This window comes from Streptomyces sp. NBC_00887, from assembly GCF_045207585.1.
On record NZ_CP108788.1, the window covers coordinates 6,220,160 to 6,244,332 of the forward strand.

Here is a 24,173-nt window from a genome sequence, read left to right on the forward strand (position 1 = left end):
AATGCACGGAAGCCGGAAAGTCAGGATTGTCGGACCCTTCCCGCACAATGGGAATCCGGCTTTCCCAGCACCACACCACCGGAAGGGCGGTGACCCATGACCGTATGGGACGACCTGGTCGGACAGGACCGAGTGCAGGAGCAGCTCGGTGCCGCCGCCCGGGACGCCGATGCGCTGGTCACCGCCAATTCCGCGGGGGAGCCGGTGCCCCCGGGGTCGAGGATGACCCACGCCTGGCTGTTCACCGGGCCGCCGGGCTCGGGACGGTCCACCGCCGCCCGTGCCTTCGCCGCCGCGCTCCAGTGCACCAGCCCGGACCGGGCGCTGGGCGGGGCACCGGGCTGCGGGTTCTGCGACGGCTGCCACACCTCGCTGATCGGTACGCACGCGGACGTGGACGTGATCCGCACGGACCTGCTCTCGATCGGCGTGAAGGAGACCCGTGAGCTGGTCCGTCGCGCCCAGCTCTCCCCGGCCGTCGGCCGCTGGCAGGTCATCGTCATGGAGGACGCGGACCGCCTCACCGAAGGCGCGGGCAACGTCCTGCTGAAAGCGGTGGAGGAGCCCGCACCCCGCACGGTATGGCTGCTCTGCGCGCCCTCGCTCGAGGACGTGCTGCCCACGATCCGTTCCCGCTGCCGCCACCTCACACTTCGTACGCCCCCGGTCGAGGCCGTCGCCGATGTGCTGATCCGGCGCGACGGCATCGACCCCGAGCGGGCCGCCGCGGCAGCCCGTGCCACGCAGGGCCACATCGGCCGGGCGCGACGCCTCGCGACGGACGAGCGGGCCCGTGCCCGCCGCGCCGCCGTTCTCAAGCTCCCGCTCCGCGTCCATGACGTCGGCGGCTGCCTCAAAGCGGCCCAGGAGCTGATCGACACGGCCACCGACGACGCCAAGCAGGTGGCCGAGGAGGTCGACGTCAAGGAGACCGAGGACATGAAGGCCGCGCTCGGCGGCGTCGCCGGGGGCCGGATGCCCCGTGGCACGGCGGGGGTGATGAAGGAGCTGGAGGACAAGCAGAAGCGCCGCAAGACGCGTACACAGCGGGACAGCCTCGATCTCGCGCTCACCGACCTCACCGGCTTCTACCGCGATGTCCTGGCGCTCCAGCTCGGTTCGCAGATCGCCCTCTCCAACACCGATGTGCGGGACGCCCTCGAGCGGATCGCCGAGTCCTCGGGCCCCGAGCGCACCCTGCGCCGGATAGAGGCCGTGCTCGCCTGTCGCCAGGCCCTGGACCGTAACGTGGCGCCGCTGCTCGCGGTGGAGGCGATGACGATGGCGCTGCGGGCCGGCTGATACCCGCGGACAGCCTGGAGGGTGCGTGAATTCACCCGTATGAGTAGGGAATCGGTTGAGTCATCACCCGGCGGCTACGCTCCGGGGATGGACACCAGGCGCCTGCTCCGCATCTTCGCCACTGCGCTCGGCACTGCCGGCCTCCTCGTCTCCGGCTGCAGCAGCGGAAGTTCGGCGCCCAGTGCGTCGGCCACCGGTTCGGCTGTCCCGGAGGACCTCCAGCCGCACTACGGGCAGAAGCTGCGCTGGCGGGACTGCGGGGTGGAGGGCTTCCAGTGCACCACGATGAAGGCGCCGCTGGACTACGAGAAGCCCGATGGCGGAGACATCAAGCTGGCCGTCTCCCGGAAGAAGGCCACCGGACCCGGCAAGCGGATCGGATCGCTCCTGGTGAATCCGGGCGGCCCCGGCGGCTCGGCCGTCGACTACCTCCAGGGGTACGCGGCCATCGGCTACCCGGCCCCGGTCCGCGCCCGGTACGACATGGTCGCGATCGACCCGCGCGGGGTGGCCCGCAGTGAGCCGGTCACGTGCCTGACGGGCAAGGAGATGGACGCGTACACGCAGGTGGACCAGACTCCCGACGACGCCGCCGAGATTGCAAAGGTGGACAAAACCTTCGACGCGTTCGCGGACGGCTGCGAGAAGAACTCCGGCGAGGTCCTCCCGCATGTCTCCACCGTCGAGACGGCGCGCGACATGGACATCCTGCGCTCCCTGCTCGGCGACGAGAAGCTGAACTACGTGGGCGCCTCGTACGGCACGTTCCTGGGCGCGACCTACGCGGAGCTGTACCCCGACCGGGTGGGCCGCCTCGTCCTGGACGGGGCGATGGATCCCGCGCTCCCCGCGGCCGACATCAACCGCGACCAGACCGCCGGCTTCGAGGCGGCGTTCCAGTCCTTCGCCGCCGACTGCGTGAAGCAGCCGGACTGCCCCCTCGGCACCACGTCCGCAGCGGACGCGGCGACCGCCCTGAAGAAGCTCTTCGCCGACCTGGACGCGAATCCCGTGCCGACCGGTGAGACCCGGCAGCTGGGCGAGTCCCTGGCGACCACCGGTGTGATCGCCGCGATGTACGACGAGGCTGCCTGGCCGCAACTCCGCGAGGCCCTCGCCGGGGCCCAGCACGGTGACGGCTCCGGGCTCCTCGCCCTGGCCGACAGCTATTACGAGCGCGATCCGAGTGGCACGTACGCGAATCTGATGTTCGCCAACGCCGCAGTGAACTGCCTCGACCTGCCCCCCGCCTTCTCCGGTCCCGGCGCCGTCGAGGAAGCCCTCCCCGCCTTCGAGAAGGCCTCCCCGGTCTTCGGCAGGGGCTTCGCCTGGGCCGCCCTGAACTGCGGTTCCTGGCCGGTCGACGCCACCGGTGCCCCGCACCGCATCGAGGCGAAGGGGGCCGCCCCGATCGTTGTGGTCGGCACCACACGCGACCCCGCCACCCCCTACAAGTGGGCCGAGGGCCTCGCGGACCAGCTCTCCTCCGCGACCCTGCTGACCTACGACGGCGACGGGCACACGGCGTACGGCCGGGGAAGCGACTGCATCGACACGGCGATCAACACGTACCTGCTCGAAGGCACCCCGCCCAAGGACGGCAAGAAGTGCTCCTGACCTGCGGACGAGGCCGCGGGGGCGGGCGGTGCGGAGCACCCTTCGAAACTGTGTAGACTTGGCGTCGCTGCTGACCGCACCATGGTGCGACAGAGCGGTGCCGCCTTAGCTCAGTTGGCCAGAGCAACGCACTCGTAATGCGTAGGTCTCGGGTTCGAATCCCGAAGGCGGCTCTGTAGAAGCCTCAGGACTCACTCGCCGTGACCTGGGGCTTTTGCTTTTGCTGGATGCGGCGACGTCTCCGGGCGCGGACGTCCGAAAGCCCCAGGTCCCGCTGTGGCCTGGGGCTTTCCGTGCGCCGGGCAGGCGCGGACACCGGTCGCCGTCCCGGAACGGCGCCAGCCGGCTAGAACGGTGTCAGCGTCAGCCGTGCCCCCGTAGGTGCGGTGTCCTGGATGTACGAGGCGAAGTCGGCCACGTCGTCGAAGGCGAAGCCGTACGCCTTGCCGTCCTGCGTTGCCGCGTGGATGGCCGCCGAGTAGTGGTTGGTCAGCGGCGAGGACCGGTAGAAGGCGGCCGGGTCCGTGGTGGGCTGGGACGGGTTGCTGATCAGGGTGGAGCGGTTGAAGCCCGCGCCGAGAACGGCGGCGACGGGGCCGGTGGTGCCGTCGTTGGGGGCGGCCAGGTTGCCGTCGCAGAAGAGCACGTCGCGGGTGGTCGGCCGGCTGAAGGAGACCGATGCCGGGCCGCCGAAGACGAACTTGTCGCCGCGGACCCGGCCGGTGAAGACTCCCGCGTTGGTGGTCACGGTGAGGTCCTTGCCCGTGTAGGTGCTCCACACCTCGTCGATGTACGGGGCGAAGTAGTCCTTGGCGAAGATCCCCGCGTCCAGACCGTGTCCGGGGGCGATGATGCGCCGGTCGGCCACCACCAGGGGCGCGAACTCGGGGATCGCGCTGACAGCGGCGAAGGCCCGTTCGCGTCCGCCGTCGCGCAGGGTGCCGGTCGTCTGGTCCTTGGCGCCGGTCAGACCGATGCTCATGGGGACGCTGAACATGTCGACCATGGTGGTGTTGCAGAACATCCCGGAGGAGTTGTACGTGAACTCCGCGCAGTCGTGCAGCACGGAGTAGTTGGGGTCGGAGGTCACCCAGCCCGCGGGGTACTGGAGGGCGGCGTTGCCGTTGCCGTCCGCCACCGCCTTGAACTTCAGCCGGTCGCCCAGGGCGACGTAGATGCGGCCGGACATGTACGGCAGCGACAGCTTCGTCTCGCCGCTGCCGGACAGGGCGATGGCGTAGTCGGTGAAGCCGTCCGCGCCGTTGTCCGAGAGGGATATCGGAGCCAGGGTGCCCTCGGGCGTGACCCGGACCTGCTTGCCGTCCTGGTTGCCCACGATGTAGACGAACACCGAGGAGTTGGCGAACGAACCGGAGTTGTTGACGATCGTCAGCGGGAGCGCGCCGCCGGCCGCGGCCTTCTCACCGCTGCCGGCCGAGTCGTCGGAGTCGACCGTGGCGAGGGCGTGCGGGGCGATCACGGCGATGGCGGGGACGGCCACAGCGGCTCCGGCAAGAGCGGTGAGCAGCTTGCGGCGGGAGACGTTGCGCTGGTGGCGGGGGGTCATGTGAGGGTTCTCGCCTTCGTGCGGGTGCGTGTGGGGAGCTGTGTGGGGGCCCGGCCCCCGAGGGGTGTGCGGGGGCCGGGCCTCCTAGGGGGGATGCGGGGCAGCCGGGACTCCGAGGGTCAGCCGACGGTCCACTTCTGGTTGGCTGCCCCGGTGCACGTCCAGATCTGGAGCCGGGTGCCGTCGGCCGAGGAACCGCCCTTGGCGTCGAGGCACTTGTTCGCCCCGGTGTTCGTCAGGTCGCCGGCCTGGGTGTGGACCCACTTCTGGGCCCCGGTGCCGTTGCACGTGTAGAGCTGGACGACCGCACCGTCCGCGGTGGAACCACCCTGTACATCAAGGCACTTGCCCAGCGCGCGCACCGTTCCGTCCGTGCCCAGGGTCCACTTCTGGGCGTCGACGCCGTTGCAGCCGTGCAGCTGGATCGGGGTGCCGTCGGCGTTCGAGGCGCCCGCGACGTCGACGCACATGCCGCCGATGCCCTTGATCGGGCCGGTCCTGCCCGTGCCGCCGCCGGAACCGTCGGAGGCGGAGACCCGTACGTAGTCGACGGTCATGGTCTGCGGGAAGGCGGTGGAACCGTCCGGGCTGCCGGGCCAGTTACCGCCGACGGCCAGGTTCAGAATGATGAAGAAGGGGTGGTCGAACACCCACTTCTTGCCGTTCACATCGGCGGGCGTGCGGGTCTGGTAGGTCTGACCGTCCACCGACCAGACGACGGCGTTCGGGCTCCAGTCGACCGCGAAGGTGTGGAAGTCGTCGGCGAACGCCTTGCCGCCGGGCAGGCTGTACGAGGCGCCGACGCCGGCACCGCCGGAGTAGCCGGGGCCGTGGATGGTGCCGTGGACGGTGTTGGGCTCGTAGCCGACGTTCTCCATGATGTCGATCTCGCCGCTGTTCGGCCATCCCGCACTGCCGAGGTCGTCGCCGAGCATCCAGAAGGCCGGCCAGATGCCCTGACCGCGCGGGATCTTGATCCGGGCCTCGTAGCGGCCGTACGCCTGCGTGAAGGTCCTCGCCGTGTTCAGGCGGGCTGAGGTGTACTGGCAGGCCCCGTACCAGCACTGGAGGCCGGATCCGCTGCTCTTGCGAGCGGTGATGACCAGGTTCCCGTTGCCGTCCAGGGACGCGTTCTGGGTGCTGTTGGTGTAGTACTGCAGTTCGTTGTTGCCGTTGCCCGAACCTCCGGTCTCCAGGGTCCACTTCGAGGCGTCCGGCGCGCTGCCCGCGGCGCCGTTGAACTCGTCGGCCCACGTCTGCGCGGCGGCGGAGGCGGCGTTGGCCCGCGTGGCGGCGGGCCCGGTCGTGGTGATGAGGAGTGCGGCCGATAGTGCGGCGGAGAGCAGGAGGACCAGTCCGCCTAGTGACCATCTGCGTGAGCGGTGAGCGGCCATGGGCTACGTACCTTTTCTGTGGGGAAGAGCAGGACGCGGAGCCGGCGGGGGACATGCGGAAGCGCGTGCGGGAGCACTCTGAGAGCGCTCTCGTCCTGCGGTGTTCGCCGCCGACGGAGCCTGATGGTACGCAGATGCCTCGGCTCGGCCAACTGTGGTTTCAACGATGAAATCGCCCTGACCTGCTATTACTTGAGAGGGCGTCATGAAGCCGGGATCGCTTAAGGCGCTTTTAATTCGGTCTTAAGTCCGAAGGGCCGGTTAGCCTCCTCTGGATGGGCTTCACCAACTTCGCACGCAAGGTCCGCGACTCCTCCCTGCCGTACGGGCACCGGGTGGTCTCGCTCCGCTCCTGCGTGCAGCTGTACCGGCCGATCGGGTTCGAGGCGACGGTGAGCTATCTCGCGCACAAGGCCGGCCCCTTCCGCACGGACGAGGATTCCCTGCTGCGCGCTCTGGGCGTGATCGAGGCCAGCAGGGCCGCGTGGCAGCTGGAGTTGAAGGCGTACGCGGAGGAGAGGGCAGAGGCGAAACGGCGCGGGCTCCGCACCCCGGGCCCCCGCGAGGGCAATCCGAACAGTCCGGAGTACTGGTACGGCGCGCGGCGCGAAGCGGCGCTGCACGCCGTGGGCCACTGGCGCGTACGGCTGAGGGACGCGGGGCTCACCGACGAGCTGGGCCGCGCCGTGGATCTCTGTGCCGCCGACTGCCTGGAGGCGCACGGGGCCGCGGGAGAGCGGGAGCGGGCCCGCCTGGCAGCCTGCGCCGACGCACTGGAGCGGGGTATGGGGCCGCCCGCCCACCGGGATGACGCGGCCACGTATTTTCGTCACCGGGATCTGTTGCGCGTGGTGAGGCTGATACGCATGGCGGACGAGAACTGACGACGGACGACCAGGGGGAGAACGGGCATGACCGAAGACGCGGGGACGGCCGAGGACGCCGGAAGCCTGCTGGGGCCACTCGTCGGCGCCGACTGGCTCGCGGCACGGATCGCGGGTGCGGGCCTCGTGGTCCTCGACGCCTCGGTGGGTGCGCACCGCGAGGCCGGGTGGCGGATCCCCGGGGCGCGGCGCTTCGATATCGACGGGGCGATGTCCGACGGCGCCGGGTCGTTGCCGCACACGATGCCCGGTGCCCGCCGCTTCACCGAGGAGATGCGCGCTCTGGGGGTCGACGGCACGGACACCGTAGTCGTCTACGACGCTGCCGGGATCTACTCCAGTGCCCGCGCCTGGTGGATGCTGCGGGCCATGGGCTTCGACCGGGTCGCCGTGCTCGACGGTGGCCTGCCCGCATGGACTGCGGCCGGGCTGCCTGTGGAGAAGGCGGAGGAGGGTGGGGCGGAGGGGCGTGCACCCGCAGGCGCCGAGCCTGCCGGTGACTTCACCGCCCGCCCGCGCGACGGAATGCTGGTCGGCAGTGGTGCGGTGGTGGCCGCCCTGGCGGACCCGCGTTCCGCCGTCCTCGACGCGCGTTCCCGGGAGCGGTTCGCCGGTACGGGGGCCGAGCCGCGGCCGGGGCTCCGGCCGGGCCATATGCCGGGGGCGCTGAACCTGCCGTTCGGGGAGATCCAGCGCGACGGCCGGATGCTTCCGGCCGACGAACTGCGTGCCTGCTTCGGCGCGTTGGCGGGGGAGCGGGAGCGCCTGGTCGTCAGTTGCGGATCGGGCGTCACCGCCTGTGTCCTGGCGCTGGGCGCCGAACTCGCCGGATACCGCGCGGTGTCCGTGTACGACGGTTCGTGGAGCGAGTGGGGCCGGCCGTCGGAACTGCCGGTCGTGACGGGCGAGTAGAGCGGTTCTGCCGGGGCGCCGAGGGTGCGGAATGAGTGCCGTGGACCGCGCGGCTGAGTACCTGCGCGCATGCTGCGGCCGGGCTGCCTCCCGGAGGGTGGAAGCACGTACTCCGCAGCGCTGAAAGGCAGCCGCGCATGTTCCCCGCACTCCCCGCCCGCGCCCCCGTCCCGCCCGCGGCGCGCCCCCGCCCCGCATCCACCCGGCAGGTCGTCCTGGTCGCTCTGATCTGGTGCGTACCCCTCGCCGCCCTGGGCGTCCTGGGCTTCCTGGTCCTTCTGGCGGCGCTCTGGGGCGCTGCCTCCGGTGAGTCCCCCACGTCGTTCCTGCTGGGTGCGGCCGGTGTGTTCGCCGCGGGGGCTGCCCTACTGACCGGCCTGTACCGCTCCCCTCCGCTGCGCCGTATGACCCCGATGGGCCGGCTGGCCCTGCTCGGCGCGGTGGTGTGGCCGTTCCCGGTGATCACCCTGGTGTACGCGCTCAACAGCTGAACCGTCACCGGGTCACTCGCGGGCGCCCGCCGTCCCGACCGGCCGGGTGCGCATCGCGGCGAGCGCGGGCAGAACGGCGGAGACCGTCGCCAGTACGGCGCTCGCGGCCGCCACCGCTCCCAGGCCCGCCCAGGGCACGATCACCGAGGAGCTCACGGAGAGCAGTTCCAGTGCGCCCTTGACGCCCAGCAGGTTCAGCCCGGCCACCGCGCCGCCCAGGACAGTGCCCACCGCCACCACCATCAGCGCCTCGGCCGCGACCAGTCCGACGACCTGTGCCTTCGTGGCGCCGGTCAGGCGGAGCACCGCCAGATCGCGAATCCGGTCGGAGGTGGCCATGACCAGGGTGTTCGCCAGGGCGATGCCCGTGTACAGAAGGGCGATACCCAGGATCAGCAGCAGGCCCGCACGGGTGTTGCCGCTGGATCCCGGGTAGTGCGCGGCCATCCAGGCGTCCTTCGTGAGGACCGGGGTGCCGGTGGCCCGGCCGGTCTGCCCGAGCTGGGCGCCGACAGCAGAACGGTTCGCTCCGGCACGGAGCGTGATGTCGATCCGGTCGACGGCTGCGCCCGCCGCGTTCTTCGGGGTCACGTACACGCCGTTGCTCCCCGTGCCGACCCGCAGCACCGCCGCGATGCGCAGCGACACCTTCCTGCCGTCGCCCAGCCAGACGCTCACCCGGTCGCCGACGGTGCGGGTCGCCCATTCCTCGTTGACGACGATGGAGGCGTCATCGAGGTCGCCGACGCGGCCGGAGACGACGGGGAGGTGAGCGGTCGCGGCCAGGTCGGCCGGATCGACCGCCCGGGCGTCCGACCTGATGAGGGCGGTGCCCTCCTCCAGGACGGTGACGGACGTGGAACGGGAGGCGCTGCTCACGGTTTCGGGGATGCTCCGTACCCGCTGCGCGAAGCGCGGATCCAGCGGGCCGTCCCCGCCGGCCACGTAGTCCGCCCGGGTCTGCTCCGCCGTCTCGGTGGCCTTGGCCTCGTTGATCGTGGCCACGGTGCCCAGCAGCGAGGCGGCCAGGGCGACGGTGACGAGGACGGGTGCGGCAACCGCCGCGGTGCGGCGGATCGAGGTGGAGGCGTTCTGCCGGGCGAGCATGCCCGTGGCGCCGGGGAGCCGGGCGGGCAGCCAGGTGAGCAGGCGTGTCAGCGGGCGCAGAATCAGGGGGGCGAGCAGGGCGGAGCCCACGATGAGCCACAGCGGCTGCAGGATGTACGTCTTCCGCTTCAGTACGTCCCCCGGGTCGGTCAGCAGGGACCAGAAGAGCAGTCCCAGGCCGGTCAGCAGGACTGCCGCCCCCAGCAGCAGGCGGCTCGGCGGCATCGGCCCGCTGTCCACAGCGGATTCGCGGAGTGCCTCCACGGGCCGGATCCGCCCTGCCCGGTGCGAGGAGACGACCACTCCGGCGAGTGCCACGCCGAGGCCTGTCCAGAAGGCGGTGTGCAGCGGCCAGTTCGCGTCCCCGATGGCGAACCACGCGGGGGCGAGACCCTCGTCGACGAGCCACGCCGCCAGCCGCGGCGCGGCTGCTTCGCCCAGCAGACAGCCGGCGGCGGCGGCCAGGACACCGATCACGCAGGCTTCGGCGACGACCACGCGCCGCACCTGCCCCGGGGTGGCTCCTGCGGTGCGGAGCAGCCCGAACTCCCTCCTGCGCTGGGCCACCGTGAAGGAGAACGTCGAAGCGACGACGAAGACCGAGACGAAGCCGGTGATGCCGGCCGCTGTTCCGAGCATCGCGTTGACGGCGGTCAGCGCCTCGCTGTCCCGGTCGGGATCGGGGTCTGCCCGGCGCCGGTCGTCGCCGGTGAGGACGCTCATACCGGCAACGGACCCGGTCAGCGCACGTACGGCGTCGGCGTCGGCGTGCACCACCACGGCGTCGACGTCCGGGTGGATACGGGCGGCCTCGGCATCGCTGAAGAACACCGCGGTCTCGAAGCCCGCGTCCGCCACCGTGCCGACAACCGTCCGTACCCGGGTGTGCCCCGGCGCGGTGACCCGGACGCGGTCACCGATGCGCGGGACCGGGGCGCCGCCCGCCGTCACGACGATCTCGTCGGCCGTCCGGGGAGCACGGCCCGCGGTAAGGCGGTACGGGGTGGCGGCGGCGATGGACCACGGGTGGCCGGTCAGGCTCTTCCCGGCGAGCCGCACCGGGAAGGTCCGGTCCTCGGTCGTACGGCCCAGACCGGTGAGCGCGGCGGCGAGACCACCCGGTACGGGCCGGGGGTCGGAGAGCCGGGCGGTACGGTCCCCGACGGGCGTGGCGACCCGCAGGGTCTCCGAGGCGCGCACCACCACGGGGGCGGCCGCGAACCGTTCCGGGGAGCGCTCGGGGGCGTCGAAGGTGGCGGCCAGCGCCAGGCCCGTCATGGCGATCAGCCCGACGCCCAGGGCGAGTGCGACGAAGGAACCGACGAACGTGACCCAGCGGGCGCGCATCGAGCACAGTGCCAGGGTCAGCACGGGACCACCGCCAGGGCGGTCATGCGGGCGGCGACCTGTTCGGCCGACGGGTCGTCCAGCTCGTCCCGTACGGAGCCGTCGGCCAGGAACACCACCCGGTCCGCGTAGGAGGCGGCCACCGGATCGTGCGTCACCATGATCACGGTCTGGCCGCCGTCGGCCATGGCCCGCAGCAGCGTCAGGACCTCGCGGCCGGTCTGTGAGTCGAGCGCTCCCGTCGGCTCGTCGGCGAAGAGCACCTCGGGGCGGGTGACCAACGCCCTGGCCAGGGCGACGCGTTGTTGCTGCCCGCCGGACAGTTCGCCGGGCCGGTGCCGCGCCCGGTCGCCCAGGCCGACCCGTTCCAGGACGGCGCGCACCTCGGTCCGTGCGGCCCTGCGGCCCGCCAGCCGGAGCGGGAGCGCCACATTCTGCTCCGCGGTGAGCGCGGGCAGCAGATTGAAGGCCTGGAAGACGAAGCCGATCCGCTCGCGGCGCAGCAGTGTCAGTTTCCGCTCGCTCAGTCCGGTCAGGTCCGTGTCCCCCAGGAACACCCGGCCTGCCGTCGGACGGTCGAGTCCGGCCGTGCACTGGAGCAGTGTCGACTTCCCGGAGCCGGACGGGCCCATGATCGCGGTGAAGGAGCCACGGGGGATGGTCAGGCTGACCGCGTCGAGGGCGGTGACCGCCTCGGAAGGCTTTCCGAAGGACCGGGTGACCGAGTCGAGCCGGACGGCAGTTGGCTGGTTCTTCATGCTTCGAGTCAACCGGCGGAGCCCGGCGTACACATCGCAGCAAGGAGGAGTCTGCGGGGTGGAGCCAGCTCCACCTCCGGCCCCCTGCCAGGCGGGTGGTGGCGCCCGGCCCGCGCTGTCTACCGTGCGCTCATGAGCTCCCTCACTCTCCGGCAGGCCCTTCGGCGGCCCCGCTACCTTCTGGGCAGCCGGCCCTGGCGCGCGGCGCTCTACCTGCTGAGCAGCGTTCCGATCGGTGCCGGCCTCCTCGTGTCGGTGGTGCTGCTGACCGTGGTGGGCAGCGCGCTGACCCTCGTACTCGTCGGCATCCTGCTCCTGGTGATGCTCGCCCTCATCGGCATTCCGGTGGGCGCGGTTGAACGGCGCAGGCTGCGGCTGATCGACCCCGTTCCCCTCGGCGATCCGCACCGGGCGCCCGAGCGCACCGGTCTGGCGGCCTGGCTGCGCACCCGGCTCCGGGAGCAGGCCACCTGGCGGGAGTTCGGGTACGTGCTGCTGTTCGCCTTCGTGCTGTGGCCCCTGGAGGGCCTGGTGGCAGGTACCGTACTGGTCGTCTGCGGCGGGCTGTTGGCGACGCCCCTCGTCATGGCCACCGTCACCGGCGGGGAGGAGGTACGGGTCTTGAAGCTCTGGCTGGCCGACTCGTATCCGCAGGCGTTCGCGCTGGCGCTCCTCGGGCTGGTGCTGCTGCCGCTGTTCGCCTACCCGCTGGGGTGGGCGGCCGTGGCGCGCGCCGCGCTGACCCGGGCCCTGCTGTCCGCGGGGCCGGGCGGGCTCGACAGCCGGCTGGAGGAGCTGGGGCGCTCCCGGATGCGGCTCGTCGACGCCTTCGAGGCGGAGCGCCGCCGGATCGAACGCGATCTGCACGACGGTGCCCAGCAGCGGCTCGTCGCCCTCTCGATGACGCTCGGCCTGGCCAGGCTCGAAGCTCCCGCCGAGCCGCTGGGCAGCCTGCTGGCCAAGGCGCACGAGGAAGCAGGGGTGGCCCTCGTGGAGATCAGGGAACTCATCCGGGGCATCCACCCCCAGGTGCTCACCGACCGGGGCCTGGCCGCCGCGGTCGAGGACATCGCCGACCGCTCGGCCGTGCCGGTCGATATGGACTTCGAGATTCCGGGCAGGCTTCCGCAACCGGTGGAGACCGCCGTGTACTTCGCGGTCTGCGAGGCGCTGGCGAACGTCGCCAAGCACAGCGGGGCGAGCCGGGCACAGGTGACGGGCCGGACCGACGGCGAAAGGCTGACCGTCGAGGTCAGGGACGACGGAACCGGCGGGGCCGGGACCGCGGGGGGCAGCGGCCTTCAGGGCGTGGCCGACCGCATCTCCGTGGTGGGTGGTCAGCTGCTGATCTCCAGCCCGCCCGGCGGGCCGACGGTGTTCCGGCTGGACGTCCCCTGCTCCCCCGCCCACCTGGTCGATTGAGGGTCTGATGCTGCGTATCGTGCTGGCCGAGGACAGTGTGCTCCTGAGGGAGGGCCTCATCGGCCTGCTGGAGAGGTTCGGCCATCAGGTGGTGGCGGGTGTCGGCAGCGCCGACGAGCTCACCGAGGCCGTCGCGGCGCACACCCCGGACATCGTGGTGACGGACGTGCGGATGCCGCCGGGCTTCACCGACGAGGGGCTCCGGGCCGCGGTCTCCCTGCGGGAGAGCCGCCCGCAGCTGCCCGTCCTCGTCCTCAGCCAGTACGTCCAGCGGGCCTACGCCGAGGAGCTGCTCGACTCCTGCGACGGCCGGGGCGTGGGCTATCTGCTGAAGGAACGCGTCGGGAACGTCGAGGAGTTCGTCGACGCCCTCCAGCGGGTCGCGGACGGCGGCACCGTCGTCGACCCGGAGGTGGTGCGGCAGTTGCTCAGGCACCGCCGCGACCCGCTGTCCAGGCTCACCGCGCGGGAGCAGGAGGTGCTGGCCCTGATGGCCGAGGGCCGGTCGAACGCCTCGGTCGCCGAGGCGCTGACCGTCAGCGAGGGCACGGTCAGCAAGCACTTCGGCTCGATCCTGACGAAGCTGGACCTCTCGCTGACGGACGCGACGAACCGCCGGGTGCTGGCCGTGCTGGCCTATCTCCGGGACAGCCCTTAGAACCGCTCGTTCCGGACCCCGGCGACGACGGGCAGCCGGCGCCCCGTCAGCCCGCGAGCTCCGAGACCAGTTCGGCCGCCTCGTCCAGCACCGCCGACTCCCGCGCGGTGAGCCGAGGATCCGCCGCTCGCCGTGCGGTGGCACGGGCCAGGGCGCCTGAGGGGACACCGCCGTCGTCCGCGAGCCGGGCGAGCATCGTCGCGAGCAGGACCCGGACGCGGTCACCGGCGGCGAACGACGGGTCGAGCGACACCTGGGCCAGGATCAGCGAGGACATCGCCCGGTCCAGGGCGGGCGGCCCCTCGCAGGCCGTGCTCCAGTCGATCACCACGGCGCCCTGCGGAGTCAGCATCACGTTCTCCGGATGCAGATCCAGGTGGAGGATCCGGTCCTCGGGGTCCTGGGAGAGCCGTGGCGGGATCGCGTGCAGGTCCCGCAGGAGCCGTGCCAGCAGCTCGCCCCCCTCGGCCTCGGTGAGCGTGCCCGCCAGCAGCGCCTCGGCCATGGTCGGGCCGGTCAGCCGCTGCAGCACCAGATCCGTGGACAGCGCCGGGTCGGACGGCGGACCGATGCGCGGGACCGGGAACCCGGAGGCCGACAGGTACGACATCACCGCCAGTTCCGCGGTGGCGTCGGCGCCGTCACGGTAGCGGCGCAGGACCCAGGACTCGTCGAGTGCGTACACATCGGCGGTGTGTCCTGAGCCCAGCAGATGGCCTATGTGCATGAGGGAAACCTACCCGGGCAGCCGCGTGAGTCACCAGCGCATACGGACGTCCTCGGCCCAGCCGAGCAGCTGCGTCACGGCGATCTCGGTGCCGTCGTCGGTCCGGACCCGGCCGTCGTAGTGGCCGAAGCACTGGTCGGTGCGGTTGGCGATCAGTCCGACGTCCGTGTGGGTGGAACGGTTGTGGAACGGGGTGAAGGTCAGATCGACCTGGCGGGACGCCGCCGTACGGACGGTCCACGGGGCGAGGGGATCGGAGGCGGACCAGCGCCAGTCCAGCTCCTCGCCGATCTTGGTGAGCCGGCCGTCCACGCACAGGCCGTTCTCGGTGGAAACCGTCCCCGCCGTCCAGCGGCCGCCGAACTGGAGGCCCAGCGTGCGCCCGTCCGTACGGCCGGAGGCGGCACCCCAGTTCCAGTCGACCGCGCGCGGCCAGCGCCCCCGGCCGTGGTCCAGGACGGCCCAGGTGTCGTTGTCGGCCGCGTTCTTCGTCCGGGAGGCGCCGAACTCCAGGATCTCGGTGCCGATTCGGACCCGGCCCGTGGCGGGGAGCGCGGTGTGCTTGGAGGTGTACTGGAAGCGCTGTTCGCTCCACGGCACGACGACGGAGAGCGATTCGTGTCCCGCCGGGCGCGAGACGAGGATGTCGGCCTCCAGCGGCAGCCGGTCGCGGGTCAGGCAGCGGGCCCGCAGCCGGGTGCCGGCGTTCTCGTCGCGGATCTCGATCCGTACCTTGCCGCCGCTCGGCCGGGCGGGTCCGACGACCACGTCCTCGGAGCCCGGCGCCCCCGCGACGGTGTCCGGCAGATGGACGCCACGGCCGGCGGGGACGATCGAGGAACACTCGAACTCGCGGCCCCGGGGCCCGTACTCGAGGACGTAGACCGCGTTCAGTGCCAGGAAGTCCAGGTCGCTCACGGTCAGCGCCACCAGATGGGTGGGCGTGGTCACGCACCAGTACTCCCACCGCTTGGTCCGGCCCCAGCCGCGCAGATTGGCCCGGTGCAGCGGCTGCCTGGACCAGCCGACCGCTGCGGGATTCAGTTTGCCGTCGGGCAGGCAGAGGTCGACGGGCTCGGTGATCTCGTGCTCGTGCGTCGCCATGGGCGGAGCCTATAGCGGGCGCCGGACCGTACTCCGGTACGGCTCGGGACGCGTCCGGGTACGGCCCGGGACGTGTCCGCGTACGGCTCCGAGCACGTCCGGGTACGGCTCGGGACGCGCTCGCGGGCACCCCATAACGCGAAGGGAGGGGGCGGACGGGATCTCCTCGGGGGACGTGTGGCGCGGCTACGTTTCCGACAGTTCCCCACCCCCACAGTGCCCTGTACCCGAGGGCTCGACATCCCTTACCCCAAGGAGAGTTACGTGGAGAGAACCATGCTCCGCAGACGCGCCCTCGCCGCAGGTACCGCCGCCCTGGCGGTGGGCGCGCTCGCCCTCGCAGGGCTGACCGGTGTCGCTTCGGCGGACCCGGCCGGCGCCACCGCCCCGGCCGCGGCGCCCGGCACGCTCCCGCCCGGACTGATCAAGGCTTTGCAGCGCGACCTCGGCCTCGACGCCCAGGAGGCAGCCGCCCGGACAGGCAACGAGTACCGGGCGGCGGTCATCGCCTCGGGGCTGGAGAAGTCCCTCGGCGCCAGCTTCGCCGGAGCACGGGTGAGCGGTGACGGCGCGGCTCTCACCGTCGCCACCACCGACGCCTCCGAAGCCGCCCGGATCACCGGGGTCGGCGCCGATGCCGAAGTCGTCGGCCACAGCCTGGACCGGCTCGAAGCCGCCAAGGCCGCCCTCGACAAGGCGGCTCGTCACACCACCCCCGAGGGCGTGCCGTCCTGGTACGTCGACATGCGCACCAACCGGGTCGTCGTCAACGCGGCGGACACCTCCGCGGCGGACACCTTCCTCGCCGCCGCAGGGGTCTCCCGTTCGGTGGTGAAGGTCAACCGGTCCGGCGAGCAGCCCCGCGCCCTCGCGGACCTGCGCGGCGGCGACGCGTACTACATGAACGGCTCGGGCCGCTGTTCCATAGGCTTCCCGGTCAGGCGCGGCACGCAGAACGGTTTCGTCACCGCCGGACACTGCGGCAGGGCCGGAACAACGACCAACGGCGTCAACCAGCAGGCCCAGGGCTCCTTCCAGGCCTCCACCTTCCCCGGCCGGGACTACGCCTGGGTCGCCACCAACGCCAACTGGACCCCGCGCGCCCTGGTCAACGGATACGGCCGGGGAGACGTGACCGTCGCCGGTTCCACCGAGATGCTCGAAGGCTCCTCGGTCTGCCGCTCCGGATCGACGACCGGCTGGCACTGCGGCACGATCCAGCAGCGCAACACCAGCGTCACCTACCCCGAGGGGACCATCTCCCCGGTGACGCGGACCAGCGTGTGCGCCGAACCCGGCGACTCCGGCGGCTCGTTCATCTCCGGCAGCCAGGCCCAGGGGGTCACGTCCGGCGGCTCGGGCAACTGCTCCTCGGGCGGTACGACGTACTTCCAGCCGGTCAACGCCGCGCTCCAGGTCTACGGGCTGACCCTGATGACCAGCGGTACGCCGACGGACCCGCCCACCGACCCGACGGACCCGCCGACCGAGCCGGGCGGCACCTGGGCGGCGGGCACGACCTACGCGGCCGGTGCCACGGTCACGTACGGCGGCGTCGGCTACCGCTGTCTGCAGGGCCACCAGGCCCAGGCCGGCTGGCAGCCGCCGAACGTGCCCGCCCTCTGGCAGCGCCTCTGATCCGGCGCGCACCGCACCCGGCCTCCCGCCTTTCCCGTTCCGCTTCTCCGTTCCGAGGAACTCCGAGGACTCAGCCATGACTCCAGAAGCCCCCGACGGCACACCCGGCGACCGCCGGATCAGCCGCAAGAGCCTCCTGAAAGCGGCCGTCGCCGCGAGCGCGGCCCCACTGATCGCGGGCGGCGGTGTCGCTCTCGCCCGTGACACGGGTCCCGTGGGGAGCCCTTTGGCCCCCACTCCGGCCTGCGACGACGGGGACGATCCGACCCCGCCGCAAATGGAGGGCCCGTACTTCAAGCCCGCCTCACCGCTGCGTACCGTCCTGGTGACCCCGGGCACCGCGGGTATCCCGCTCACGGTGAGCGGATACGTCTTCGGCCGGGCCTGCAGGCCGGTCGCCGGAGTGCTGCTCGACTTCTGGCAGGCCGACGCCAACGGGGCGTACGACATGCGGGGATTCGCCTTCCGTGGGCACCAGTTCACCGGTGCGGACGGCTCCTTCACGCTCACCACCGTGGTGGCGGGCCTGTATCCGGGGCGTACCCGGCACATCCACGTGAAGGCCCAGGCACCCGGCCGACCAGTGCTGACCACCCAGCTGTACTTCCCCGGTGAGCCACGCAACGCCACGGACGCCCTCTACGATCCGGCGCTGCTGATGAACGTCCGTACCGTCGGATCCGGGAGACAGGGCACGTTCGACTTCGTACTCGATGTCGCTCAGCAGCCGGATCCGACCGATCCGCCGACGGACCCGCCGACCGGCTCCCCGGGCGGCACGTGGGCGGCCGGGACCTCCTACCGTGCCGGGGACCGCGTCACGTACGACGGTGTGGCCTATCGCTGCCTCCAGGCACACTCGGCCATGGCCGGGTGGGAACCGCCGCGGGTCCCCGCGCTGTGGGAACGCGGGTAGATACGCGGCAGAGGCCAGGACCGGGATCCCGGTCCTGGCCGTCCGGCTCCCCGCACACCGATAACAGCCAACGGCCCGGCAGGAACGGCCCCTACTTGGCGTCGGAGTACCGCTCGACGACAGCCGTCGTGAACGGGAACCGCACGGGCGTCTCACCGAACGCGATCCGTCCGGCCAGCTCTCCGGCCGCCCGGATCGCGTCCACCACCCCGGGCGCCTCGTCGGCAGGACAGTGCACGATCACCTCGTCGTGCTGGAAGAACACCAGCTCGGCGCGCATGCGACCGGCGGCAAGCGTCTGCCGCAGCGCCGACAGGAGCAGCAGCGCCCAGTCCGCGGCGCTGCCCTGGACGACGAAGTTGCGCGTGAAGCGGCCACGGGCCCGGGTGTTCGACGACGCGTACCCCGGGACGAACCCGTACTCCCCGGTGCTCTCCCCGGCCGACGGGTCCTCGCTCTCCTGCGGGATGCCCGCCTCCTCGTCCTCACCCGCCCCCGCCGCCGGCGGGCTTGTCCGGCCCAGCCACGTACGGACGAGGCGGCCCTCCTCGCCCGCCTTCGCGGCGTCGTCGACATAGGCGACGGCGAGCGGGAACCGCCGCCTCAGCGCCGCCAGGTTCTTGAGGCCGTCGCCGGAGGTCTGACCGTAGACGGCGCTCAGCAGCGCGAGCTTGGCGTGTTCGCGGTCGCCCTGGAACGCCCGGTCGGACAGGGCCTTGTAGAGGTCGCCGTCGTGGCCGGCCACCTCCATCAGCCCCGGGTCGCGGGAGATCGCGGCCAGCACCCGCGGCTCCATCTGATCGGCGTCCGCCACGACCAGGCGCCAGCCCTCGTCGGCGACGACCGCCTGCCGTATCACCTTGGGGATCTGCAGGGCCCCGCCGCCGTTGGTCGTCCAGCGCCCGCTGACGGTGCCGCCCGGCTGGTACTCGGGGCGGAAGCGGCCCTCGCGGACCCAGTCCTGGAGCCAGCTCCAGCCGTGGGCCGTCCAGATGCGGTACAGCTTCTTGTACTGGATCAGCGGCTCGACCGCCGGGTGGTCCAGCTCCTCGAGCTCCCAGCGCCGGGTCGACTTCACCTTGATCCCGGCCTGCGCGAAGGCCTTCACCACATCGGCGGGCAGATCGGGGCGCACCCGTCTGCCGAACGCGGCCGACACCTCCTCCGCCAGCTCGGCCAGCCTGCGGGGCTCGCCACCGCCCGCGTAGCGCTCGCCCAGCAGGCCGTGGAGCACCTCCCGGTGCACGTCGGCCCGCCAGGGGAGCCCGGACCGGTTCATCTCGGCGGCGACCAGCATGCCGGCCGACTCGGAGGCCGTGAGCAGCCGCATCCTGTCGGGATGCTCCGTGGCGTCGTGGCGGCGCAGCTGCTCCGCGTACACCCGGAGCAGCGCATCGAACGGCACGTCCGTGCCGGACTTCGGCTCGAAGAGGGAGGACTGGGAACCGGGTTCCGCGGAGCGGGCGGGCGGGTCCGGCGGCACCGCGGCATTCCGCAGCCGGGCCCAGGCGGCCGCGGCGGAGCGGGGTTCCCCGAGCCGCCCCTCGTGGCCGAGCAGGAGCAGCTCGGCACACTCCATGTCGTAACAGCGCTCGACGCGCACGCCCGCCGCGAGCAGCCTGGGGTAGATCTCCGCGGTCGAGCGCCAGACCCAGCGGAACACCTGGGGGCGGGAGCGGACGGACTCGACGAGGTCGGGCTCGGACACGACCGGTCCGGCGGGCAGGCCGTCGCGCGCCAGCGGCACCAGGAGTGCGGCGCCCCCCTCCGCGGTGGCCAGAGCCCAACGTTCGGTCATGGTCCGAGTCTGGCACCCGGCACTGACATCGACGCGGGTGCGGCGGGCCCGGCTCGCCGGGCGGGCGCGCGGGGCAGCCGCGAGGATCGGTGAGGGACGCGCTGCGTGTCCCGGTGCGCGGCGAAGTGCGGAGGAGACAGGTGATGGAAGCGATCGTGTACGAGGAGTTCGGCGGCCCGGAGGTACTGCGCCTCGTCCGGACCGACGACGTCCACGCAGGACCCGGGCAGATCCGGGTGACGGTCAGGGCCGCCGGGGTCAACCCGGTGGACTACAAGATCCGCAACGGCTGGATGGAGGCGGCCTTCCCCACCCCGCTGCCCGCCACACCCGGCAGTGAGTTCGCCGGAGTCGTCGACGAGACGGGTGAGGGCGTCACGGGGTTCTCGGCCGGTGACGAGGTCCTCGGCCGGAGCGCCACCGGCGCGTACGCCGCCCACGCCCTGGCCGATGCGGACGCCGTCGCGCTCAAGCCGGAGGGGCTGGGCTGGGAGGAGGCCGCGGCCCTGCCGGTGGCGACAGCGACCGCGGCCCGGGTGCTGGACGAGCTCGCGGTGACCGAGGGCGACACCCTGCTGGTGCACGGAGCGGCCGGCGCGGTGGGCTCCGCCGGGGTCCAGCTGGCCGCGTCCCGGGGCGCCACGGTCATCGGGACGGCATCGCCCGCCAATCACGACTACCTGCGGGTGCTCGGCGCGATTCCGGTGGAGTACGGGGACGGGCTCGTGGAACGGGTCCGCGCGGTGGCGCCGCAGGGAGTCGACGCGGTGTTCGACGCCGCGGGCAAGGGCGCGCTGGCGGACTCGGTCGAGCTGCGCGGCGGCAGGGCCGAACGGATCGTCACCATCGCCGACGCGGACGCTGCGCAGTACGGCGTGGCCTTCTCCGCGGGCGGCGGGCACCATCCGGACGAGGCCGAACGGCTCGCGGAGTACGCGGCGCTGGCCGCGGTCGGCGAACTGCGGATTCCGGTCGCGCAGACGTTCGCGCTCCGTGATGCGGCGAGGGCGCACGAGCTGAGCGAGGCGGGGCACGTACGCGGAAAGCTCGTGCTCCTCCCCGGGGCGCACCGATAGGCACGGCGCCCGGCCCGACCGGCCCCGGCCGCCCCGTCCCGCCTACCCTGACCTGATGGAATCGGTGATCGACCAGGCATGCGCGGCAGCCCTCTACTCGGACGGTGACGCCGGCCTCGACACCGGGGCCTCCCTCCTCGCCGCCGATCCGTCGGCCGACGACGCGCTGCACCTGCGCGGCGAGGAATTCCTGCGGCGCGCCTGGTCGCGCGGCTGGCAGCCCGCCGATGTCGTACGGATCGTCCGGCGCGAGCTGGACGAGTCCGGGGCCGGGCTCGCCGCCGCGCTGATCACCGCCGAGACGGCGCGCTACGGACAGCTCCCCCCGCGCTGGGCGGACCAGCTCGCCGGGCTGCCCGCCCCGGCGCCGCGCAACCGGCCCGACCGCTTCACGTACGCCTCCGGGCTGCTGGAGCTGTACCGCCTCCTCCTGCGGCTGCCGGTGATCGAGCCGGTGGGCCCGCCGCCCGGTACCGCTGCCGACGACCTCCACCGGCCACCCGCCCACGGCGAACCCCGGATGCTCACCCGGATCCGTGCCCTGCTCGCCAAGGCGGAGGCGACCGGCTTCCCGGAGGAGGCGGAGGCACTCACCACCAAGGCGCAGGAACTGATGGCCCGGCACAGCATCGACGAGGCCCTGCTCGCCGCCCGTACCCACGGCTCCGGTACGCCGGGAGCCTGCCGGATCGGGGTCGATGCCCCGTACGAGAGCGCGAAGGCGATCCTGCTCGACTCGGTCGCCTCCGCGAACCGCTGCCGGGCCGTGTGGAACAGCGATCTCGGCTTCACCACGGTCGTCGGCTTCGAGCCCGACCTGGAAGCCGTGGAGCTGCTCTTCACCTCCTTGCTGGTGCAGGGCACGGCCGCGATGACGAAGGCGGAGGCCGGGCAGAGGGCCGGCGGGCGCAAGCGGACCAAGACCTTCCGGCAGTCCTTCCTGATGGCGTACGCCCAGCGTCTGGGCAGCCGGCTCGCCGACGACACCGCACGCGTCACGGCGGCGGCCGACGCCGGCAGCCGAGCGGCGGGGGAGGATGGCGACGTCCCCGGCGGTGGTCTGCTGCCCGTGCTCGCGGCCCGGGACGTCGCGGTGACGGACGCCGCGGAGCGGATGTTCCCGCGGACGACCACCGCCCGGGTGCGCGGCGCGACGGATGCCGAGGGCTGGACCCACGGCACAGCCGCCGCGGACCGGGCCAGGATGGGCGGCAGAAGGCCGGAAATCGACAGTTAGCGCCGAGCGAGCGGCATAAGTCGGGCTTGTGGGGGAATGCGGTTAGGCTCGCCCTCATGAGCTGGCTCCGGGCGCTGAAGGAGACCGCTCGCTCGGGGCTGAGCATCGAGCGGCAGCGTCTCGAACCGCTGATCGCTCTTCGCGGTGCCGCGGGCCTCGCCCTCGTCGTCGGGCTGTCCCTCGCTTTTTTCGGCCCGGCGATCGCGGCCAGTTCCGCCTTCGGGGCCTTCCAGGCGGGGATCGCCACCTTCGAGCGCAGCTGGCGCCCCCGGCCCGTGCTCGCCCTGATCTCCGGCAGCAGCCTGGCCGTGTCGACGTTCGTCGGCTACGTCAGCATCACCCAGCCCGTCGTGTTCCTGGCCCTGCTGGCGCTCTGGACGTTCGCCGCGGGGATGACCTGGGCCGTGGGCCCCACGGCCGGCATTCTCGCGGGATCCAACGTCGCGATCATGCTCGTCACGATCACCCTTCCCGGCTCCGTCGCCGAAGCCGCCGCGCACGCCGCGATGATGGCGTTCGGGGGGCTGGTCCAGGCGGCCCTGATCGTGCTGTTCCCGGTACGCAGATGGGGCGCCCAGCGCGACGCGCTCGCCGACGCCCTCGCCGCCGAGGCCGACTACGCCCGCAGGCTGCGCCACGACCCGGTCGCGCCCTTCGACCCCGTACCGCTGATGACCGCCCGCAGCGCCGCCGCCATCACCCCCCGTGAGGCCCGCCGGCTCCCCGTCGAACTGCACGGCGCCCGAGGCGTCGCCGAACGGCTGCGGCCGGTCCTCGCCTCACTGGCGGACCCGGCACTGGGAGTGCCCGGCGACGGGCTGGAGCGGGTCTGGGTGCGGGAGCTGCTCGGCGCCGCCGGATCCGTACTGGACGCGGCGGCCCACGCGGTCCGGCACGGAGAACCGGTCCACCTCGCCGCCACCGACCTGGGGGTTCTCGGGACCCCCGACAACGAGGTGATCCTGGCAGGGCCTCCGCGCCGCGCCGCCGACCGGCTCGACGCACTGCTCTCGGACGTCATCGAGATCGCCGAGGGCGCCGGCACCCGCGAACCGGCCGGGCACGCCGCGGACACCCGGCGCCGCCAGAGCCTGCTGCGGCTCGTCCCGGTGGCGCTGACGGCGATGCGGAGCGAGCTGCGCAGGGAGTCGCCGATCCTGCGGCACGCCGTCAGACTCTCGGCGGTCGCCACCCTCGGCTTCCTGCTGGGCGCCGCACTGCCCTACGGGCACGGCTACTGGGCTCCGATGGCAGCGGTGATGGCGATGCGCCCGGACTTCTCGCAGACCTACTCACGGTCCGTCGCCCGGTTCGGCGGCACCGTCGTCGGCGTGGCCCTCGCCACCGGCCTCGTGCAGGCGGTCGAACCGGGCGTGACGCTCGCCGCCGTCCTCGCGGTGACGTGCGCGTGGCTGATGTACCTGCTGATGCGCAGCGGGTACGCGGTCGCCCAGGCCTGCGTCTCCGCCTATGTCGTCTTCCTGCTCGGAATGGCGGGGGAGGACTGGTCGCAGACCGTCACCGAACGGGTGGTCCTCACGCTCGCGGGAGGCATGCTCGCGATGGTCTCGTACGCCGTCTACCCGGCCTGGGAGACCCCGAGGCTGCGCAACCGGCTCGCCCGCTGGCTGATCACGGACGCGCGGTACGCGGCGACGGTCCTCGACGGGTACGCCGATCCGGAGGCCCGGACCGACACCGATGTGCGCAAGGCACTGCTCGCCACCCGTGAGGCGCGCGTCGCGTGGCAGGAGGCGCTGGCGACCGCCCGGCACGAACCCGTACGCCACCGCGGCATCTCACGCCTCTCGGCCGACGAGGCCCAGCACGCGCTCGCGCAGTTCGGCCGGGTCGCGATGCTGCTGGAGGCCCATCTGCCCCCCGGCACGGCCTTGCCTGTGCCGGGGGCGGCGGACCTGGCGGCCACGCTGCGGCGGGTCAGCGAACAGGGCGCGAAGGCGGTGCGGGAGCGCCGTGTGCCGGACTGGGAACCGGTGCGCCAGGTGCTCGCGGGCTGGGACAGGCCGGAGGGCCACCCGGAGGCGGTGCCCCCGCCCAACGCCTTCGTGCGCAGCGGAGCTGCCATGTTGCTCGACGCCCTGGAGGAGTTCGCGCGGGGCCTGGACCTCCCCAAGGGCAAGCGCAGGGTGTGAGAGCCGGCCGGGCGACGTCCGACCGGGCGACCGAAGGCCGCCCGGCGGAATCCGGGGCCGGCGGT

At 72.5% G+C, this 24,173-nt stretch carries 19 protein-coding genes and 1 tRNA gene; 13 read left to right on the forward strand and 7 right to left on the reverse strand.

The features are described 5' to 3' along the window. The first annotated feature begins 96 nt into the window (after positions 1-96). From OG844_RS28495 to OG844_RS28505, 3 genes are all read left to right on the forward strand, one after another. A complete protein-coding gene (locus OG844_RS28495; RefSeq protein ID WP_406394112.1) occupies positions 97-1,302 on the forward strand; it encodes a DNA polymerase III subunit delta' in 1,206 nt (401 codons plus the stop codon). Positions 1,303-1,389: 87 nt separating this feature from the next. Next, entirely contained in the window at positions 1,390-2,919 is a 1,530-nt protein-coding gene (locus OG844_RS28500; protein ID WP_406394114.1) for an alpha/beta hydrolase, read from the forward strand. 99 nt (positions 2,920-3,018) lie between these two features. Beyond that, a tRNA-Thr gene (locus OG844_RS28505) sits at positions 3,019-3,092 on the forward strand. 173 nt (positions 3,093-3,265) lie between these two features. Here the strand turns inward: OG844_RS28505 and OG844_RS28510 are convergent. Beyond that, positions 3,266-4,486 carry a beta-1,3-glucanase family protein gene (locus OG844_RS28510; RefSeq protein WP_406394115.1) on the reverse strand — a complete coding sequence of 407 codons (1,221 nt, stop codon included), beginning with the start codon at positions 4,484-4,486 and terminating at the stop codon, positions 3,266-3,268. A gap of 119 nt (positions 4,487-4,605) precedes the next feature. Next, entirely contained in the window at positions 4,606-5,880 is a 1,275-nt protein-coding gene (locus tag OG844_RS28515; RefSeq protein WP_406394116.1) for a family 16 glycosylhydrolase, read from the reverse strand. A gap of 275 nt (positions 5,881-6,155) precedes the next feature. Here OG844_RS28515 and OG844_RS28520 point away from each other — a divergent pair, with 275 nt between their 5' ends. The 3 genes from OG844_RS28520 to OG844_RS28530 all read left to right on the forward strand — a co-directional run bounded on the left by OG844_RS28520 (position 6,156) and on the right by OG844_RS28530 (position 8,167). Beyond that, on the forward strand, positions 6,156-6,764 hold the full coding sequence (locus tag OG844_RS28520) for a hypothetical protein (protein ID WP_406394118.1): 609 nt from the start codon (positions 6,156-6,158) through the stop codon (positions 6,762-6,764). Positions 6,765-6,791: 27 nt separating this feature from the next. Beyond that, positions 6,792-7,676, forward strand: a complete 885-nt coding sequence (locus tag OG844_RS28525; protein WP_406394120.1) for a sulfurtransferase — start codon at positions 6,792-6,794, stop codon at positions 7,674-7,676. Positions 7,677-7,813: 137 nt separating this feature from the next. After that, the gene (locus OG844_RS28530) at positions 7,814-8,167 is read left to right on the forward strand and encodes a hypothetical protein (protein WP_406394121.1); all 354 of its coding nucleotides are present in this window, start codon (positions 7,814-7,816) and stop codon (positions 8,165-8,167) included. 12 nt (positions 8,168-8,179) lie between these two features. Here the strand turns inward: OG844_RS28530 and OG844_RS28535 are convergent, their stop codons facing one another. After that, positions 8,180-10,645: an FtsX-like permease family protein gene (locus OG844_RS28535; protein ID WP_406394123.1), complete on the reverse strand. Its 2,466-nt coding sequence runs from the start codon at positions 10,643-10,645 to the stop codon at positions 8,180-8,182. Beyond that, entirely contained in the window at positions 10,639-11,379 is a 741-nt protein-coding gene (locus tag OG844_RS28540; RefSeq protein WP_406394124.1) for an ABC transporter ATP-binding protein, read from the reverse strand. Before OG844_RS28540 ends, OG844_RS28535 begins: the two co-directional genes overlap by 7 nt. Before the next feature lie 132 nt (positions 11,380-11,511). Here OG844_RS28540 and OG844_RS28545 point away from each other — a divergent pair, with 132 nt between their 5' ends. Both OG844_RS28545 and OG844_RS28550 read left to right on the forward strand, forming a co-directional pair. Beyond that, positions 11,512-12,801: a sensor histidine kinase gene (locus OG844_RS28545; protein WP_406394126.1), complete on the forward strand. Its 1,290-nt coding sequence runs from the start codon at positions 11,512-11,514 to the stop codon at positions 12,799-12,801. 7 nt (positions 12,802-12,808) lie between these two features. After that, positions 12,809-13,459 (forward strand): response regulator, encoded by a 651-nt coding sequence (locus OG844_RS28550; protein WP_406394127.1) that lies wholly within the window; start codon positions 12,809-12,811, stop codon positions 13,457-13,459. 46 nt (positions 13,460-13,505) lie between these two features. Here OG844_RS28550 and OG844_RS28555 read toward each other — a convergent pair whose 3' ends face one another. Next, entirely contained in the window at positions 13,506-14,186 is a 681-nt protein-coding gene (locus OG844_RS28555; protein ID WP_406394129.1) for a phosphotransferase, read from the reverse strand. A gap of 30 nt (positions 14,187-14,216) precedes the next feature. Beyond that, positions 14,217-15,290 (reverse strand): DUF2804 domain-containing protein, encoded by a 1,074-nt coding sequence (locus tag OG844_RS28560; RefSeq protein WP_406394131.1) that lies wholly within the window; start codon positions 15,288-15,290, stop codon positions 14,217-14,219. Positions 15,291-15,554: 264 nt separating this feature from the next. On the opposite strand from OG844_RS28560, the gene OG844_RS28565 reads away from it, so the two are divergent. Next, positions 15,555-16,928, forward strand: coding sequence for an alpha-lytic protease prodomain-containing protein (locus OG844_RS28565; protein WP_406394132.1), 1,374 nt, complete (start codon positions 15,555-15,557; stop codon positions 16,926-16,928). Between the two features lie 76 nt (positions 16,929-17,004). Further along, positions 17,005-17,844, forward strand: a complete 840-nt coding sequence (locus OG844_RS28570; protein ID WP_406394133.1) for a carbohydrate-binding protein — start codon at positions 17,005-17,007, stop codon at positions 17,842-17,844. A 91-nt stretch (positions 17,845-17,935) separates the two neighbouring features. On the opposite strand, the gene OG844_RS28575 is transcribed toward OG844_RS28570, so the two are convergent. Further along, a complete protein-coding gene (locus OG844_RS28575; RefSeq protein WP_406394134.1) occupies positions 17,936-19,642 on the reverse strand; it encodes a bifunctional 3'-5' exonuclease/DNA polymerase in 1,707 nt (568 codons plus the stop codon). Between the two features lie 143 nt (positions 19,643-19,785). Here OG844_RS28575 and OG844_RS28580 point away from each other — a divergent pair, with 143 nt between their 5' ends. The 3 genes from OG844_RS28580 to OG844_RS28590 are packed head-to-tail and all read left to right on the forward strand — an operon-like array spanning position 19,786 to position 24,108. Next, positions 19,786-20,718 carry an NADP-dependent oxidoreductase gene (locus OG844_RS28580; protein ID WP_406394136.1) on the forward strand — a complete coding sequence of 311 codons (933 nt, stop codon included), beginning with the start codon at positions 19,786-19,788 and terminating at the stop codon, positions 20,716-20,718. A gap of 55 nt (positions 20,719-20,773) precedes the next feature. Next, a complete protein-coding gene (locus OG844_RS28585; protein WP_406394137.1) occupies positions 20,774-21,955 on the forward strand; it encodes a DUF2786 domain-containing protein in 1,182 nt (393 codons plus the stop codon). Between the two features lie 56 nt (positions 21,956-22,011). Continuing rightward, positions 22,012-24,108 (forward strand): FUSC family protein, encoded by a 2,097-nt coding sequence (locus OG844_RS28590; protein ID WP_406394138.1) that lies wholly within the window; start codon positions 22,012-22,014, stop codon positions 24,106-24,108. Positions 24,109-24,173 lie beyond the last annotated feature (65 nt).